Origin of the sequence: Bacillus sp. FSL W8-1127, from assembly GCF_038006725.1 — a bacterium.
GTDB lineage: Bacteria > Bacillota > Bacilli > Bacillales > DSM-4216 > Bacillus_O > Bacillus_O smithii.
This window is the reverse complement of record NZ_JBBOVU010000002.1, coordinates 1-16,429: the sequence shown is the minus strand read 5'-3', so window position 1 is coordinate 16,429 and position 16,429 is coordinate 1. Positions and strand designations below refer to the sequence as shown.

Below are 16,429 nucleotides of genomic sequence, written 5' to 3'. Positions count from 1 at the left end.
TTAAAGTTTTATTGCATAACTCTTCCAAATCCAGCAAAATGAGCAGCCCAATATGGATTCGATAACGATGAATATTCAATCCCTGATCCATTGGAATTGTAGAATTGATCATTTCCAACATATATTCCCACGTGTGTAATTGGAACACCCGCGTTATATGTCCCTTGGAAGAAAACAAGATCGCCAGGCTGCGCCTCGCTTCGAGAAATCTTTTTAGAAACGTTATATTGTTCATTGGCTGTGCGAGGAAGATTGATTCCTATTTTTTTGAAGCACCATTGCACGAGTCCCGAACAATCAAAACCAGTAGTAGGGTTCGAACCACCGAAAACGTAAGGTTGTCCTTGATATTTCAATGCTTCAGCCATTACAGCTTTAAAAGCTTCACTTCCCTTCAATGCAGGAGTTGATCCGGGAGTACACCCCCCTGTTAAACCACCTAAACTGGCAGCAATTTGTGTAACAGCTGGAACCCAGTTTGCATTTAAATTGTTTGGGTCATTGGCAGCACCAATTGGCGCATACACAGAACCTAATTTTTCAATTGTATTCAAGCCATCTACAACAATTCTGTTATGTAGGGTTTGTCCCATTGCTTCAATGCCGGCGTCTAAGGTAGGGAATACCATCAGTCCTCCACTCCCCATTAATCCGCCCGGATTATTTTTTTCAATGACAGCTTGGGACTTTCCATACCCCGTTTCATGCAAAGAAATGGCCGCAAATAAAACAGGGTCAATGCCCTGTTTTTCTGCTACTGAAATAAATACATCTTGTTTTCCACTTAGGACACCTGCGTTAGCAAAGACTTGATCCCATGCCGATTTATTAATTGAACCACTACTGGAACAATAACTTCCAGAAGAATCATCTTGATTGTTTTCGATAATGATTGTGAATGCAAAAAACAACATAAGCAGCACTAACAATGCTGGGATAAGGGTTGGTGCTAGCCAAAGAAGAAGCTTTTTTTTCAAAAGTTGCTTTGCAATTTGCATTACAAACCACCTTCGAACATCATTAACTCCTCATTCGAGGCTTCAATTTGCATGGTCAAGTTTTGAAGTCCATTAATGGCCAAAACACATTCTCCTTGGCTTAGATAAGGAATCTGTTTTAACTCACTATCACTTAATTGTCCCTGGAATACGCTCGCCAACGTGTCTAATGAGTTTGGATCTTGTTGCATGATAAATTTATATTGAGTTAATTCAAAAAGAACCTTTATCTTATTGGCCACCACACTGTCATGAACATCTATGACAAAGTCACGAATAGATTGAGAAGCAAAAATCAGCCCACCAAAATACTTACGAGCTTCCCGTGCAAACTCGGTTAAATAGTTCACAGCTAATGGATTTTCTGAATTAACAAAAAGGTGTGCTTCATCAATCAGAACGAGAAAGCGTATGACCGAATCAATATCAAAACCATCTTTATAAATAGCTTTACGTTGAGGTTCACCTAATTGGATTAAGTGGTCCCAAAGCATAGTCAAAGTGTTAAACATTTGAGCGTTGAAGGCTTCTTTTTCTAAGTTACGTAGGGATTTCACCGAGAAAAAAACAATTTGTTCCTTGGTAATATCCTGAATTGTGGTATGGCCATCAAACAAATGACCAAACCCATGAACAATTCCATCAATCACTAATTCTATTTTTTCCAACCTTTCAGCTCTTGTTTTGGACATATCACGTTTAATAATCTTATTTTCGACATCTTCATATAAAATATTTTTTACAAAAGTCAATAATTCAGAGAACGTTGGATATTCTTCATTATTCAGTGTAGTAACACCTGTTGTTTGTATTTTTTCCAGAAATCCAAGAGAATCATAAAAATCTCTTAATACTTTTTTAAACTCTTGAATATCACTATCATTAGAATTCGGAGACAAAAAACGATAGAAATTAGCAACTTTAGATAAATGTTTCAAAAACGCATGTTTTTCTTGATTTTCAAAAGACATTATCTTTCCGTCAGTATGTGACCGATAAATTTGCAAAGGATTAATCATTCCATCGGTTCCATCTAAGGCTATGATTTTTCCATTTAACTTAGTAACCAACGTCTCAAACTCTCCCGTAACGTCAAAACCTCTGATAAAATTACCACGCAAGGCGTTATCTAAAAGTAATTTTTTCAACGTGGTACTTTTTCCCGATCCCATCTGTCCAACAATAACGGCGTTATAAAATTTTCTTTTTTTGTCTTTATGAAAAAGGTCAAACAACACATTTCCGCCTGTAAAGGTCGTCCCCAAATAACTTCCGCGAGGATCATTTAACTCGGCATAATGAAAAGGAAGGCCGGCTGCTAATGTGATGGCTGGCATTCCCCTTCCTTCACGATGATTAATTTCTTTTGATTGTTCAGAATAAGAACTGGTAAGTGCCTTGAATTCATATTCTTGTTCATTTAGAAAGACAGTCCCTTTAAATCCTTGCGCTTGTAATTCTATCAGAATATCCTCAACGTTTCGTTCTAATTCTGATACTGTTCTACCATGTACGAATAGCCGAATATGAACCTCTTTAATGACTTCTCCCAATTGGGAGATTTCTTGGTACAAGTTTTGTAATTGTTTTTGAGTATTATAAGCATCCTGTTGAGCTGTGGCTTGCCTTTCGTTCATTTGACGCATTTTTTGTTCAAGGATAGATTTATTGATGGCTGCAATAGTTTCACTACGATCCATGGTAGATACATCCACAACAGATACAATATTTTTCATAGTGACGATTTTCTTTAACCATTTATCATTTACACGAGAAGGATAATTGTAAATACGAATGCACGCTTCATAACCATCTCCTTTTCGAATATAGTTTTCTTTAAACGAAACCCCTCCTTGTGGTTGGATCGCTTGTATAAATTCAAGATCATATTGTTCTTTCAAATTCTGGCTTTGCGATGATGGATCGTCTTTCTTAGTTAAAAAAGGCAGCTGAAGTTGTAAACTAGGCATCATGCTGTCTCCTTTCTTTTATAATTTTGTATTTTGGTTGTATAAAATAAACAATATCGATTTTTTCTTTTCTGGAGTTAGCTCTCGCAAAGGGAAAGAATTTTTGAAAAAGTTTTTACAGATCCTTTTTCTTTCCGACAACTTGTATTTATCCTCTGCATATATAAAAAGGAAGAACTCACGATTAGTGCGTTCTTCCTCTAAAAACTTTAATTCATATAATTTTTGATCAATGAACTTTAATCTTTGTTCATCTGTTGTTTGTTCCCTTTTTTTTAACCAATATTCCTGTTGAACTTTTGTGTTGGAAGGAAAATTCATAGAGACTTCTTTAAAATCAAATTGATAACTTCGCAAAAAACGAGTGTTTTCCCAAATAAGTCGGTTAAGATCATGTTGGCTTAATGATTCAATATCCAAGCTGCTAATCTGCAAAATATCCATAACCCCTTCTTTTAAAACAATATGATCCTCTTCGAGCTTGACAAAAGGTAAAATATCTATTGTTCGTAAGGGTACACGTGTTTTTTTCTTCTTTTCCTTCTTTTTTTGTTTGGCTGCGTCCTTAGATTTATTTGATATTGGAAAAGGAACAGTTATCCTCTTTTTTTTGAGCTTTTGTTGTTTTTTCTTATAGTTAGAAACCTCCGGATCAACAATAATTGGTTTCGGTTGTTCCATACTTATGTCTCCTTTCGAAACAGTTTATCATTCAAGACTTTGTTAACATCCATTGCATGATACGTAAACCTGTTTCTTCTTAATAAAAAGTAAAAGGTGTGATAATATTTTTTCCCTGGATTAGTGGTGGAATTGGCCAACATGAATAATAAAAATCCAAACCCTACGATGTAGTATGGGATTTTAAACCAAGCATGGACGTATTCACTTGTGACATTTAACAGAATAAATGCCCCCATGAGCAGAATGAAAAAGTCTTTGACATAAAGGGAAAAAAACAGTTTAGGCTTTGTTTTAATTTCCTTTGGGATTTCATATTGCATGACTCCTACTCTCCTTTCTGATCAAAAGGACTTTTTACATGTTCCGGTTCTTTAGGTTCTGTTGGTTTTATAGGTTGCACATGATTATCTTGATCCTGGAAGGGTTCTTCACTCATTGAAAAGGTTCTACTGGCATAATTTTTTAGATTTTTATACTTTTGCCCAACGTATTTTCCAGCCTTAATGGTTCCTTTCGCAACATCGTATCCACCATTGTAGCCCATAGCATGTTGATTTTTGATATTCTGCATCGTTTTTGTTTGGCCCAGTGGTGTTAAGTAATGAGTTGGTTCGATATGTCCTGGTTTCAAATAACTTCCTGATCGGGAAAGTCGGCCTTCTTTAGCTGCTCCATTGTTTCCTGCATTGTCAGAAGAATTATTTAAATTTTGCAAATCTCCTTGTTCATTGATACGTGGAGCAAAAATCTCAGCTTCACTTAATTTAGACTGATCGGATTCAGACTGTGGCATTCCCTGTTCTGTATCAGGATTAGATCCAACAGTTTCTGGGACTGTATCTGCAGCTTGATTCACTGAACCGCGATCGACACTATCGACGTTAGATACCATAGATGGAACGCCGTTACTGTTAGAATCCATAGGCTCAATATTAGATCCTATAGAATTATTTTCAAGATGTTCATCACTTGATGGATTTTGTGTTTCTGTCATTCCGGCATCTGCCGAGTCTTTACCCCCTAGGGAAGGAATAGATTTCGTAGAGTAATCTCTGGAGGAGCCAGGTAGATTGGAAAGTTTATTGCCCTGTTGTCCTTTTTTCAAGTCTTGAGGCAATTTAGGTTTATTATTGGTATTAATAGTTCCAAGGCCTTTTCCAGAAATTGATTTTTCGGCTGCGTTTGGACTAGGCACATCTTCTTTTCTTCGAATCCCTTCTTTTCCCATACCTTCGACAGCCTGATCACCACTATTGCTATTTCCACCCGAACCTAATCCATTCTTTGAAGCGTATGGAGATGGAGCATTCCCCATTTCATCTTTCCAGGCTGACCTCACACCTTGAATTGCACCAACAGTAGACGCTACTTTTCCTGCAGCCGAGTCCATAAGTGCTTTTCCACCTTTTGCAGCCGATCCGGCCATTTGAAGCGCGGCTGCCGTACCCGTGAGTGCTTTCCAACCACTTTGAAGTCCGGCATCAATACCCAGTAACCGTTCCACAATATTAGGACCATCAATGACTAACCAAGAACCACCAATCAGAATGAGCATATTCCCCCATCCCAACGCTCCAAATTCCTGTGAAGCTGTCCATGCCGTAAAGATAGTGTAGATTTTCAGCAACAAAGCGATACAAAAGACCACGGCATAAGTTGAGAAAATTTCATTTAAAATCTTTTTCAATCGCTGTCCGCCCGAAATATCAGTGGCCGCGACTAACATTCCAAAGATATTGTGGAACCCCATTTCCATGGTTAATCTCGCCAACTTGATAATCGTCATAATCATCGTGAACGCAGCAACTAAAAGCGAAATAATAACGGTAAACCAATTGATATGCCAACGGTAATATTTTTCATCATATTTAAACAAACCTGAACTTAGTTCTTCAAGTTTCTGTTTATTATCACTGTCGATGGTAATTTTATTTTTCATAGCCTTTTGCGTCTCATCATTAGCATCACTGATCAAATCATCATCAACCGGTTCAGTAAAATCAATGTACCGAATATTGTCGGGGGAAATATTGTTGTATAGTTTTTTATCAGGAGGATCAAGTTCAAAGTTCTTTTTCACATAATAATCAATATCAGCTAGATTGTTTTTCACAATCTGTTCTCCACTCGTTCCAACTTTCCCATTAAAAACCGCATTAACTCCAGCACTAGTAAGTTTATTAAGATAATCCATTAGCAAGGGACCACTTATGATAAACATGAAAGCTAACAATCCATTTAAAATCACGTTTGATCGCTTTTCAATTTTGTTAAAAATAAGTTGGTACCCTATAAGGACTAACGTTAGCGCCAACAACGCCCATACTACAGCCGCCATTCCCGAACGAAATTCAGTTAACTGACCGTATTTGTAAAAGTCATTCGTTGTAATAATCTTTTCGACAACGGTTTCGATCCCATCGTTAACATACAGTAGCAATTTCACAATCCATCCACCGCAGGTTCGAAACATGTCTTCTAAAAGCCCTGAATAACTTAGTATGTGATCAAATTTTTTGAGTATATCTTCCCCACTCAAATCGACACCCCCAAGACTTAGACACGAATGTTAATGTCATTCACTTTTTTTTGCACCGTATGAATGTTCCAAAGAAAACTAAAGTAAAAGATCAGTAAAATAATCGACGAAGCCGTACGTACCTCCAAAAATTGGTCATACAAGTGGGCCACAATAAACGTCATCATAAGGGGAATAGCGCCAACCAAACCTACGTTAGTGTAAATTTGCGCCGCCATTCCTCTATTCTTTCTGTAATGCTCGTCACGCTTCGTAAGTTCAAAGTTCATACTCTTGATGACTTCACTAAACATCCTTTTTGCGGATCCACCATGTTCATATTTAATTTGTAAAATCTGATGAAATTGATCCAAGGCAGGAAAGTTATACTTTTTAAAGTGACTCGTATCCAATCGGGCTTCTTTTTCCAAAATATCAATGGTTTTTTGAATATCCTTTTGAATGATAGGATCAACCGTGTTTTTTGACTCTTGAAGAGAATACAAAACATTTTTATCCGATTGCAGCAAAAACACCATGTTCGAGGCATACTTTAAAAGCTCCGACAGTTGGTGTTGATACACTTTCGTTTTTTGGTTTCGAACGACAAGAGAGAAAAAAAGAACAATTGCCCCTATTATTCCCACCACGACACTTAGAAATAGATCTTTGGCAGTCAAATAAAAATATCCAAAGTTTAAAAAAAACAGTAATAAAAGAATGACTGTCATTCCTGTTCCGTTAAATAAGGTTTTTGCTTCTTTCCATTTAGATTTTTTCATTTACCGAATTTTACCTCCTTAATTGAATAATAAAAAAAGAACCTATTCCGAAATGGTAATAGGTTCTTTTAATCTTTTCTTAAAGCGATTCTTATGTCCGTCCCAAAACTTCCTGGTTTGGCAGAATTATCCGCACTGAAAACATTAGTAGAAATTACTTTGCCATTATGAATGCAATAAAAACGCGAATATAGCCCACCATCGGCCCCTAATTCCTTTTCCAAAAGTTTAGCCCATTTTGGATTACGGGAATCTTTTATATGATCCTTATTGATTAAGAAAGTTTTTATTTTGTATTTTTTTGAATCTTGGTCTAACACGACATCGTAATTGGACCCAGTTAAAGATCTCGTGTTTCCAACTAACAATATCGTATTTTTCTGCTCTTTGATGGCCTTTATCAATTCTGGAATATCCGTCATTTCTACTAATCCTACATAGCCGTTCTTATTTTCAGTAGCAATTCCCCTTTCATTTTTTTTAGGTTCACAGCCAACCAAAAGCATCACACAACTAAAAAAAGCGAGAAGACCCATCCATATTCTTTTCCGTTTTTTATGCAAATATTATCTCTCCCCTTTTATGGGTTTCTTACCAAATTATTGTAACATAAAAAGGAACACAGCGCTTTAAGCCGTGTTCCTTTTTATCCCACACTATCATAATAGCAGATTTTTTTCTGTTTTCCGTACCAAAAAAGTATCAAAAAAATTGCAAAAAACTATCCAAAAAATCTCACGAAAGTTGCATGAAACTAGCATTTAAACACGTCGGGTAATAAGTGATACAATTCTTTTTCAATTAAGTGTTCTTTTGTTTTTTCCGAAACGGGATGAAAAACATCTTCCGTACTGTATTTTCCTGTTTTTTCATCATATCGTTTTTCACGCCGGAATAAATAAGTATATTGTGCTCCCTGATCTGTAAAATCGGTAAATTCTACAATTTCCTTAGGGAAACGTTTGATTTCCCCATTTTCAAACTTTTGTTCCATATGAACGCCAAAAGGCAAAAGCTCTACAATATCCTTTCCAAGTAACATATCTGTAGTATTTGCATAGGACGCCGATTCACGTATCATGGAAATCAGTCGGGTAGGAATGTTCGCTGCTCCTTTGGCATGAAGTGTAGTAATAAGGGAGTGATCTGTTTTTGCGCCATCCAGCATGTCGGCAGCTTCCGAACCTCGCGTTTCTGATACAATGAGCCAATCCGGATTATTTCGTAAAGCAGCCTTGATTAATTTGGAAACCGTGATTTTATTCGTCCTTGTTTCATCTGTCAGTGATTGCCAACTGTTAATATCTAATTCAGGATACAAGAGCTTAATGTGACTATCCCTTGTGTCTTCAATCAAAGAGATTTTTTGATGTTTCGGAATAAAAGAAACCAATAGCTTCTGTAATTCTGTTTTTCCTGATCCTGTCGCCCCTGATATGAGGATATTACTATTTGACCTTATTAACAATTCTAACAGCTTTGCTACATTTTTATTAGAAATATCTTCTATTTCCGTTAGAGCTAATCGTGCGCGAGAAACACGAATACTAAATGTCATTCCGTACGGTGCAGCCGCCTCATGAACGGCATTCACTCGTAAAAAACCAAACTCTGTATCCAGGATTGGTTCACCACTGGTAAATTCTTTTCCTTCCACATCCGCAATTTGTTTCACAAGAGATCGTACTTGTTCAATAGTAGGTTGTATTTCGGCTTTCATACGCCCTTTTTGATTATGCTGCAATCGCAAATCCGTTCCATTCCAAGAAATATCTGTAATCCCTTCGTCTTCTAAATACGGCTTTAAAAAACTATTATTTATGATACGCTCTACTGTTTGCTGCTTGTTTTGTTCATTCATTGTTATATATTCCATGCTTTACGTCCTCCCTTTTATTGATGAAACGCTTGATTTACGTTGACTGAAATACCTGTCCAGTAATGGACTAATATCGTTCCAGCAAAACCTAGGATGAAAAAGGTACCTAGTATAATAGCTGGAAAAGAATAAATATCCATGGATCGTACCTTTCTTTCAATTAATTCGTTAATTTTATTTTCTTGTAACTTATCGATATATGACGCCAATTCAGCTAATGTTTCTTGTTTAATTCCTACTTCGGTAAACTCATAGATCATACCCATAATCAATTGAGCTTCATTGTTGCCAATAAAGTCAGCAAACTCCATGTACGCCTTCCGGTCATTTTTTTGCTCAATTTTTTTTACTAATTTTTGAACTTCCGATCGCAACGGTTCTTTCAAATAAGGAACCGTTGCTTGTAATGTGAGATATACATTTCCACTTGTATGAATAAGGCTAAGAAAGTACCTCAAAAATTCAGGAAATAAATAAGACTTGAGTAAATCAGATCGTTTTTTTTTCATGACCATTTCAAAATAAGGATACCTGAAAGCTATGAAGCTGAATAAAGGAGCCAGTATTAGCAGCCAATATTTTTTGATGAATAAAGCACCGAGTGCATAGATCAGAAAAATCAAAATCGCCAAAGTCCATTTCAATATCGTATAGTTTTTCTTTTTCTTGTTGAAATATTCCAAGTAAACTTCAAGGTCTTTTTCCAATAATAGATTCATGAACACAAACATCATCCCTTCTTTCTATACTTCGTGGGACTCTCCCACTGCTCTTTTGATCCAATCATCATACTCATGAATTTCAACATTACTTGGAGCCTCATTTTCTTCCGATTCTCGTAATTTGGCAGCTTTTTCTTTCCAAGTTTCAATCACCGATTTTGGCAAATAGGCTCCCATGTACTTAAAAATATCCAGTCTGGATCGCGTTGATAAAGGAGCATAATAACAAATAAATGAAAAAAATTGTTGGAACGTAAAGAGATCCAACATGTCCAGCATTTGTATACTTTCTTCTGCATTTAGGCGAATTGAATTGGAAAGATCTTTTCTAATTAAAGATTTGAGTCTATTTACAGTCGTAGTGTCTAACATATCCCGCATTCTGACATAAACATCTTCATCCGATTTTGCAGTATAAACGATGTCTTCCAATCGAATTTGATCATGATTAGAAACAATGGGAAGATCCAAGAAAGACTTACTATTGTCGAAGTCATCTGCTAAATACTCATACCGGGCCTTAGAAGCCGTAACACCCGTATTGAAGATGGGTTTTGGCACAATTTTACGTCCTTTTTTGTCTTGACGTTTATTAGCACGGACAACTACACTTTCTCCTTCTTTCAATTTCATCAATTCATCAGGCATTAGAAGAGCACGTTCTTTTAAACTTTCACTCACACTTTTATCGGTTGATAAAAATTTTCCACTCCGTGAGCGATCCGTAATGGTTTTCTTCCCAAGCATGGATGAAAAACGTTCTGCTGTTGATACATCTTCCGTTAAAATGTACAGTTGGTTCGAACAGTTCCCAATGATGGTATCAGCGTCATCACCATACAGAGTCTTAATTTGGCCATAGGATTGAATAACTAGGTTAAACCGAAATCCTCTACCTGCACCAACAGTAACCATACTTGCCATTCCTTCTATCGGAGGCATGTTTCCGAATTCATCTAAAAGCATCACCACATTTCGTTTCATTTTTCCTCCTGGAGTCATGGTGGCCTTTTCAGCATTCATCCGATACAGTTGGCTAACAAAAATCGAACTCAAAACGTGATTACTCTTATCTTGGTCAGGAATCACCATAAAAATGGCAATTGGTTTTTCTCCAAACCCTACTTCTGTGAGATCCAGCGAGTTATAAGAAGTGAATTTAGCATTAGGGGTCAGCGTGAAAATTTGTAATTTGTCCATCGCCGTTGAAAAAATACTGGCTCGTGTATTTCCAGCTGCAAAATTACTTGTTGCATACATCAAACGGGCAGGATTGTTTTCATCTCTAGCCCTAAAAAATAAATCAAGTTCATTCTCATCATTTTCGTTATAAGCGCTGCCTTTTGTGTTTAAGAAATGGGCTACAGAATACATGTTAATTCGTTCTTCTTTTCCGAGTTTGATACAATCTTCTGTAATCGCAAGAATAATCGCGGTAACTAACGATTTTGCAGAGTTATTCCAAAAAGGATCCTTTGCATTCGGATCATGATACAAAGAGAATGCAATACTGTTCGCATATTGTTGTGCCAAAGATACATCCCCTTTTTTATACGCATCGATCACTGGTTGCAAAGGATTAAATCCCATCGATTTGCTTTGCTTAATAAGATTAAAAATATAAACATCGTAACCTCGTTTTTTCAAAGTATCATAGGATGCCGCAGCCAGTTCTCCTTTCGGATCATTAACAACCATACTAGACTTCTTACTAGCTCTTGAAATGACATCAATCATAGGGAAAACCCAACGTTCCCCTTTACCTGACCGAGTAATCCCAATGATTAAGGTATGCACAGGACCCGTATCGATAAGAAGTTTATAGTCATTGGTTTTTTTATTGAAAAGTATTTTAAAACGATTGTTTTTTTGAATAGCCGATACAATCGCCCCACTATCTCCCTCATAAGGTTCCTTGCTTCCTGGTATAATTTTGTATTGTTGTTTCAACTCTTTCACTGTCGCAAACTCACTTGTTCCATGTTGTCCTTTGTTTAAATCCCCATAATTCATTTTCATATTAATGATGAACTTCAAGAGTATAAATAGAACGAGACCATAAAAACCGATATAAAACGCTTTTAGATCCGGCTGAAAATGGAGAAAATCTTGAAAAGAAACATGTAACCTTCCTAATTCACTCGTTTTAGCAAATCGACCAATAAACCTTAATATCTCTTGCAGCAACGAAAGAACAAAATTGGCAATAAAAAAAGAAACAAAGAGAACTACCAACGCAATCACGAGGAGAACCTTTGTTTCAGCGATTTTTTCTATGGCCAAAAACTTTTTATGATTCAAATTCAACCACCTTCTTATTCTCTTCGATTAATTTTTGCGAAATCGGTCGTTTTTAACGTCTGCTCCTTATAAACATTGTTATACCTGTACAGATAATCAATCTTTATAACTGTTCCAGGCGCTTGAGTTCCCACAACGCTCTGACCTGTTTGACTATTAATGAAAGAAATCTCGTAACCTTTTTTTCTCAAACTATCGACAACTGTTTGCACTTCATCCGTTACACCACCGTAAGACTCTACCATTTCCTGTACTTCTGTGGTCGTTTTTAAAAACGCATTTTCTTGTAAGCTCTGTATACCAAAATAGAGCAAAAACGGTAGAATAAATAAAGAAAAAAGAATCATAGAAAGAACAGCGCCTTTCATTTCTCCCAAGGGTGAATCATCCTTTCCTTTTAGGATTGAGGAAGTTCATTTAACGACAATCGTTGTTCTGCCGTTGAACGTACTTCTTGTTTATCGTTTAAATATTCAATTTTGAATTGAACACTTGTGATGCGATCATCATCTTCGGTCGGTTGATTATTTTTATCTAAAAAAACATAACTGATTCGAATATTTTTTCCATGATTTTTTTGTTCTTTAATCACATTAGAAACGAGATTGGCAACAAACTCTTTTTTGTCTCCACCTATGGAAAGACTATCTCTCATATCCCCCACGCTCGCCGATGACAGCATGGTTTTTACTTCTTCAGTCGTTCGTGTATTACTATTTTGCGTAATTCCAAAATAAGAACAAGCAATGATGATAACCCCTGCGATAATGGCAGCAAATAAATACTTTAATCCAGAAAACAACGGAAATACACCTTCTTTCTTGAATTACGCTCGTTCATATTCATACAACCTTGTTTTTCGTTTTGTTTTTTTTTCATACTCTTTTACCTTTTGGATTAAAGATTGTTTAAAATCCTTATCATGGACTGAACATAAAACCGTTTTGCCACGTTGCAAAATAACAGGATTTTTATCATCATAAATAGAATCGATTACAAAGCTCCCTTTTGTTCCATCCTCCCCTTCCACTTCAATGTACTTAGAATAGTCATCTTTCTTTTTATAAAAACGAATTTGACTGGTATCCTTTTGCAACTCTAATAGTTTTTTAGTTTCTTCATAAACTTCTCTAAATTCTTCACGATTGAACAACAAATATTCATTCGGATCTTTTATATTTAACGGAAAAGACAAGATATTAACGGAAGAATAGCCTTCTTGAGACAATACATCATGAATTTCTTGATAAGCTTTTCGTCCGGCTTTATCTTGATCCAAAGCTAAAATAAATCCTTTTGTTTTCAATTGCTCCTTATTTTTAACCAAATATTCTCTAACTTGCCTTGTCCGATTAGTGCTCGTCAATCCTATGATTCCCACGTCTTTATCTATTTCACGGAATGATAAGGCGTCCAAAAGGGATTCACCTATGACGACATATTTAGATGTTTCTGGAATATCCATAAAAAAATCCCTGGCGTCTTTGCCGGGATTAATGATAAGGTTAATTTCTTTGCGATTTATATGTTCAATATTGGATCTTAATAGCATTCGCTCGATTAAGCCATCTTCTCCATAAACGGGGAAGATCAAATTTCTTTTCGTCATAAAATCTGTTTTGGAGTAATCTTTCCCAAATAGCTCTTTATATTTCGAAAAAAGGTGGGCGACTACCTTTGGATTTTGAAGGTTAGCAATAAAAGGCTCCGTTACTTCCCTTTTCAATCCGCGATAGTTATCTAAATTATTTTCCGTATGAAATTGAATATGTTTGATAAACTTTGTCATTTCTTTTAATTGCTCTTGTTGAATCGCCGTTAAGCCTTTCCTTTTTTCAGGAATCGAGTTTTTTTTCAAAACGACAGGTTTTGATCTTTGATTAAATTTTAAATAAAAGCGCGCGCCACACTTATTTTCCCTATTACATTTGAGAAAATGAGGATTGTTTTTATAAATAAAAGCTTCATGATGAGAACATTCTGGACACTCACAGATATAATAACGTCCTTTATCCTCCGCATTTAGATACGAAAGAGCTTCCTCTAAATTACGATATGTGAGGGTTTCATAATCTTTATTCATTGGTCCTTCCCCTACCATCTTGTTTCAATTCGCACTAAAGATTGGCAAAACGCTTTTTCTTCTTCCGTAATATTTTCTTGTTCCAATTCTTTTTTCAAAAACTCATTTAATACCTTTTGAATAATCCATTCCACTACTTCCTTTTTGTTAATCAAAGTACCTTCCATTAGTGATTCCGTCCAAGCCTTCTGTAGTTGTCTTTGAATATCTGAATGAACGTTCAAAGCAAGTTGGAAATCTCGAACGGCTTTTCGTTCAAACAAATAATCTTGAACGGATTGATACAATTTATCTTTACTAGCGAAAATAGGAAGATTTGATCGATTAAGCGAAAAATAATCAGCCGTTACAAAACGAGTAAATTCCATAAACTTTTCATCATTATTAAAGTGATTTGCCTTGGCCTGTTGGATTTCATCATGAGTACCCTCAAGCAATTCATAATAGTCTACAATCTGTAAATAAGACTGATAAATGGAATCCACAATATCTTCTACATGGGAGAAAAAACCACCTGAAAGTTTGGCATATACATTTTGAAACAACTGCTCTAATTGAGACAAAGAAAAAAGCCAATCGGCTTTCTGTTCAAACGTATCACGCATTAAATAAGCAAATACACGAAATTCTCGATTTAAAAAACATTCTTTTTCCCTTTTGACTAATTCCGAAAATTCTTTCAATTTTTCTTGCCGATAACTTTCATCCCATTCTTCTGTATATTCCAACATCACATGTCGTATCTGATTTTCCAGTGAATCCGGATTTGAGAAAACCAATTTTGTATCAATTAAGTATTGGCCATTCAAATAAAAGCCGAATCTTTTTGGTTCTACTTCTCGTTTTTGATTTTTTAAGCGACTTCTCAACTGCTGCACTACTTCTTCGGCTTCGGTTAAAAAATAACTTTTATGTTCATTTAATTCGCGAAAACGTTCGCCTTCTGTAGAGAATCTGATCATTAACTCTTGCAAGGAACTTCACTTCCTTTCTGCTCGGAAAAACGATTCTCTAGCCATTCGTAAAAAGCAATATAACAATAATTTTTTCCATTTTCATCTTTAGTGGCTTCATTCAACAGATCATTCAAATATTCTTCACTCAGCATAGAAAGGTTAGATGGTGTAATGAATTTAAATGGATATTCATCCTTATCATCGATCTTTTCAAATGAGTTTTTGACATATTGATAAACTATTTTTTTCAATTTATCTCTTTCCACAATAGGAAACTGCACAAGATGATGAATTTCGCCAATCGTTGTTTTTAATTCTTTCAACGTAGACCATTCTGGATAACGAAAAGTAGCATTTCCTTTTTCATCTACTAATAATTCAAATGTACGAATGCCGTTTTCTTCTAAAACCAAAAAAGTACGTCTCTTTTCTCTAATATTTTTCAGAAATTCCTGAAAGTCAGTAGGATCGCACAAAAAATATGAAAACGTCACTTCTTTTCCGTCTTTTATTTCCCTTACATCGACAATACCACGATTAAATTCGTCAATTGTACAATAATTAATGTTTAATTGACTCATCTTCATACCACCTCCATGAAAAAATTGGGTATTCCCTTACAAAACCAAAAATGCTAACTTATTAATCTCATTTTTTTTAGACAAGATTTCTTTCGAAATATTCTTAAAAGCCAACAAATATTCATTATTACTATTTACTATTTCTTGCAATAAAGTAGTGAGAGTTAGTCCGTCTTTAATATGTTTAGCAGCTATTTCTTTCACAACTGCCCGTTGTTGTTGCTGAAAAAAATATTCCTGTTTCCCAATTAAAAACTCAAAAACCTTCACCAATTTATCAACTTGATTTTCTTCCTTAATCAATAATAATCCAGACATATTTATGACTTTTCCAATCACCAATTCATTTAATAAACTCATTCTGTAAAACCTCCAATAATGAAAATCAGAGCAATCAACTATTTCTTAGTAACAAATAATCTAATAATTAAAGAGCCTCTTAAAATATTAGAGGCTCTTTTTTAAAATTCATTAGCCTTTAGATATTAGACCTCCAAACCAGTTAACTAATGAGACAGCGATATAAACAATTGTAATTCCGACAGCAACATTAAATATCCATCCCATTAACTGTTGCTTTTTATTGGGATCATGTGCTAAAAAGTATGCAAAACCAATGATTGCCAATATTAGACCACCTAGTGGAAGAGCCAGTGGCTGAATACTCTGCGCTATTTGTTTAAGAGTAGCTATAAGTGCTTGCAAATCATTGCACCCCTTTCTTTTCTTCAATTAACAATCCCAGAAGATTGGAGTTAGTAATCACGACTGATTCAACCAATTGTTGATGTTGTTTGTGTAACCACTCATAATAATCAATCCCTTTAGCTTCAAGGATACTTTTAGCTCCATCTTCGTACTCTTTAAATCGTTCTGGTTTTTTTTTAGCCACTTATTTTCATGACCTCCTTCTTTTAAGCAATAAAAAAAGACCTTCCATTTGAAAGGTCTATTA

General features: G+C 35.5%; 18 protein-coding genes. All 18 read right to left on the bottom strand.

Annotation, left to right across the window (positions count from 1 at the left end; translation table 11 throughout):
* Window positions 1-8 precede the first annotated feature (8 nt).
* Entirely contained in the window at window positions 9-998 is a 990-nt protein-coding gene (locus NST12_RS16430; protein WP_341102367.1) for a C40 family peptidase, read from the bottom strand.
* Window positions 998-2,968, bottom strand: coding sequence for a VirB4 family type IV secretion system protein (locus NST12_RS16425; RefSeq protein ID WP_341102364.1), 1,971 nt, complete (start codon window positions 2,966-2,968; stop codon window positions 998-1,000). Before NST12_RS16425 ends, NST12_RS16430 begins: the two co-directional genes overlap by 1 nt.
* An 18-nt stretch (window positions 2,969-2,986) precedes the next feature.
* Window positions 2,987-3,649 carry a hypothetical protein gene (locus NST12_RS16420; protein ID WP_341102363.1) on the bottom strand — a complete coding sequence of 221 codons (663 nt, stop codon included), beginning with the start codon at window positions 3,647-3,649 and terminating at the stop codon, window positions 2,987-2,989.
* Window positions 3,650-3,651: 2 nt separating this feature from the next.
* The gene (locus NST12_RS16415; RefSeq protein WP_341102360.1) at window positions 3,652-3,972 is read right to left on the bottom strand and encodes a DUF5592 family protein; all 321 of its coding nucleotides are present in this window, start codon (window positions 3,970-3,972) and stop codon (window positions 3,652-3,654) included.
* A 5-nt stretch (window positions 3,973-3,977) separates the two neighbouring features.
* On the bottom strand, window positions 3,978-6,191 hold the full coding sequence (locus tag NST12_RS16410; protein ID WP_341102358.1) for a pLS20_p028 family conjugation system transmembrane protein: 2,214 nt from the start codon (window positions 6,189-6,191) through the stop codon (window positions 3,978-3,980).
* Between the two features lie 17 nt (window positions 6,192-6,208).
* Entirely contained in the window at window positions 6,209-6,952 is a 744-nt protein-coding gene (locus NST12_RS16405) for a hypothetical protein (protein ID WP_341102356.1), read from the bottom strand.
* Between the two features lie 68 nt (window positions 6,953-7,020).
* A complete protein-coding gene (locus NST12_RS16400) occupies window positions 7,021-7,515 on the bottom strand; it encodes a hypothetical protein (protein WP_341102354.1) in 495 nt (164 codons plus the stop codon).
* A gap of 191 nt (window positions 7,516-7,706) precedes the next feature.
* Complete coding sequence (locus NST12_RS16395; RefSeq protein ID WP_341102351.1) at window positions 7,707-8,828, bottom strand: CpaF/VirB11 family protein; 1,122 nt, start codon at window positions 8,826-8,828, stop codon at window positions 7,707-7,709.
* A gap of 17 nt (window positions 8,829-8,845) precedes the next feature.
* The gene (locus NST12_RS16390) at window positions 8,846-9,556 is read right to left on the bottom strand and encodes a flagellar assembly protein FlaJ (protein WP_341102348.1); all 711 of its coding nucleotides are present in this window, start codon (window positions 9,554-9,556) and stop codon (window positions 8,846-8,848) included.
* Window positions 9,557-9,574: 18 nt separating this feature from the next.
* Window positions 9,575-11,854, bottom strand: a complete 2,280-nt coding sequence (locus NST12_RS16385; protein WP_341102346.1) for a VirD4-like conjugal transfer protein, CD1115 family — start codon at window positions 11,852-11,854, stop codon at window positions 9,575-9,577.
* 14 nt (window positions 11,855-11,868) lie between these two features.
* Window positions 11,869-12,222: a hypothetical protein gene (locus tag NST12_RS16380; protein WP_341102559.1), complete on the bottom strand. Its 354-nt coding sequence runs from the start codon at window positions 12,220-12,222 to the stop codon at window positions 11,869-11,871.
* Window positions 12,223-12,251: 29 nt separating this feature from the next.
* Window positions 12,252-12,656: a hypothetical protein gene (locus NST12_RS16375; RefSeq protein WP_341102342.1), complete on the bottom strand. Its 405-nt coding sequence runs from the start codon at window positions 12,654-12,656 to the stop codon at window positions 12,252-12,254.
* A gap of 24 nt (window positions 12,657-12,680) precedes the next feature.
* On the bottom strand, window positions 12,681-13,937 hold the full coding sequence (locus NST12_RS16370; protein WP_341102340.1) for a toprim domain-containing protein: 1,257 nt from the start codon (window positions 13,935-13,937) through the stop codon (window positions 12,681-12,683).
* An 11-nt stretch (window positions 13,938-13,948) separates the two neighbouring features.
* Complete coding sequence (locus tag NST12_RS16365; protein ID WP_341102337.1) at window positions 13,949-14,911, bottom strand: hypothetical protein; 963 nt, start codon at window positions 14,909-14,911, stop codon at window positions 13,949-13,951.
* Window positions 14,899-15,474 carry a hypothetical protein gene (locus NST12_RS16360; RefSeq protein ID WP_341102334.1) on the bottom strand — a complete coding sequence of 192 codons (576 nt, stop codon included), beginning with the start codon at window positions 15,472-15,474 and terminating at the stop codon, window positions 14,899-14,901. Before NST12_RS16360 ends, NST12_RS16365 begins: the two co-directional genes overlap by 13 nt.
* A gap of 36 nt (window positions 15,475-15,510) precedes the next feature.
* Window positions 15,511-15,834 carry a hypothetical protein gene (locus NST12_RS16355; protein WP_341102331.1) on the bottom strand — a complete coding sequence of 108 codons (324 nt, stop codon included), beginning with the start codon at window positions 15,832-15,834 and terminating at the stop codon, window positions 15,511-15,513.
* Window positions 15,835-15,945: 111 nt separating this feature from the next.
* Window positions 15,946-16,179, bottom strand: a complete 234-nt coding sequence (locus NST12_RS16350; protein ID WP_341102329.1) for a TrbC/VirB2 family protein — start codon at window positions 16,177-16,179, stop codon at window positions 15,946-15,948.
* 1 nt (window position 16,180) lies between these two features.
* Window positions 16,181-16,366, bottom strand: a complete 186-nt coding sequence (locus NST12_RS16345) for a hypothetical protein (protein WP_341102327.1) — start codon at window positions 16,364-16,366, stop codon at window positions 16,181-16,183.
* Window positions 16,367-16,429 lie beyond the last annotated feature (63 nt).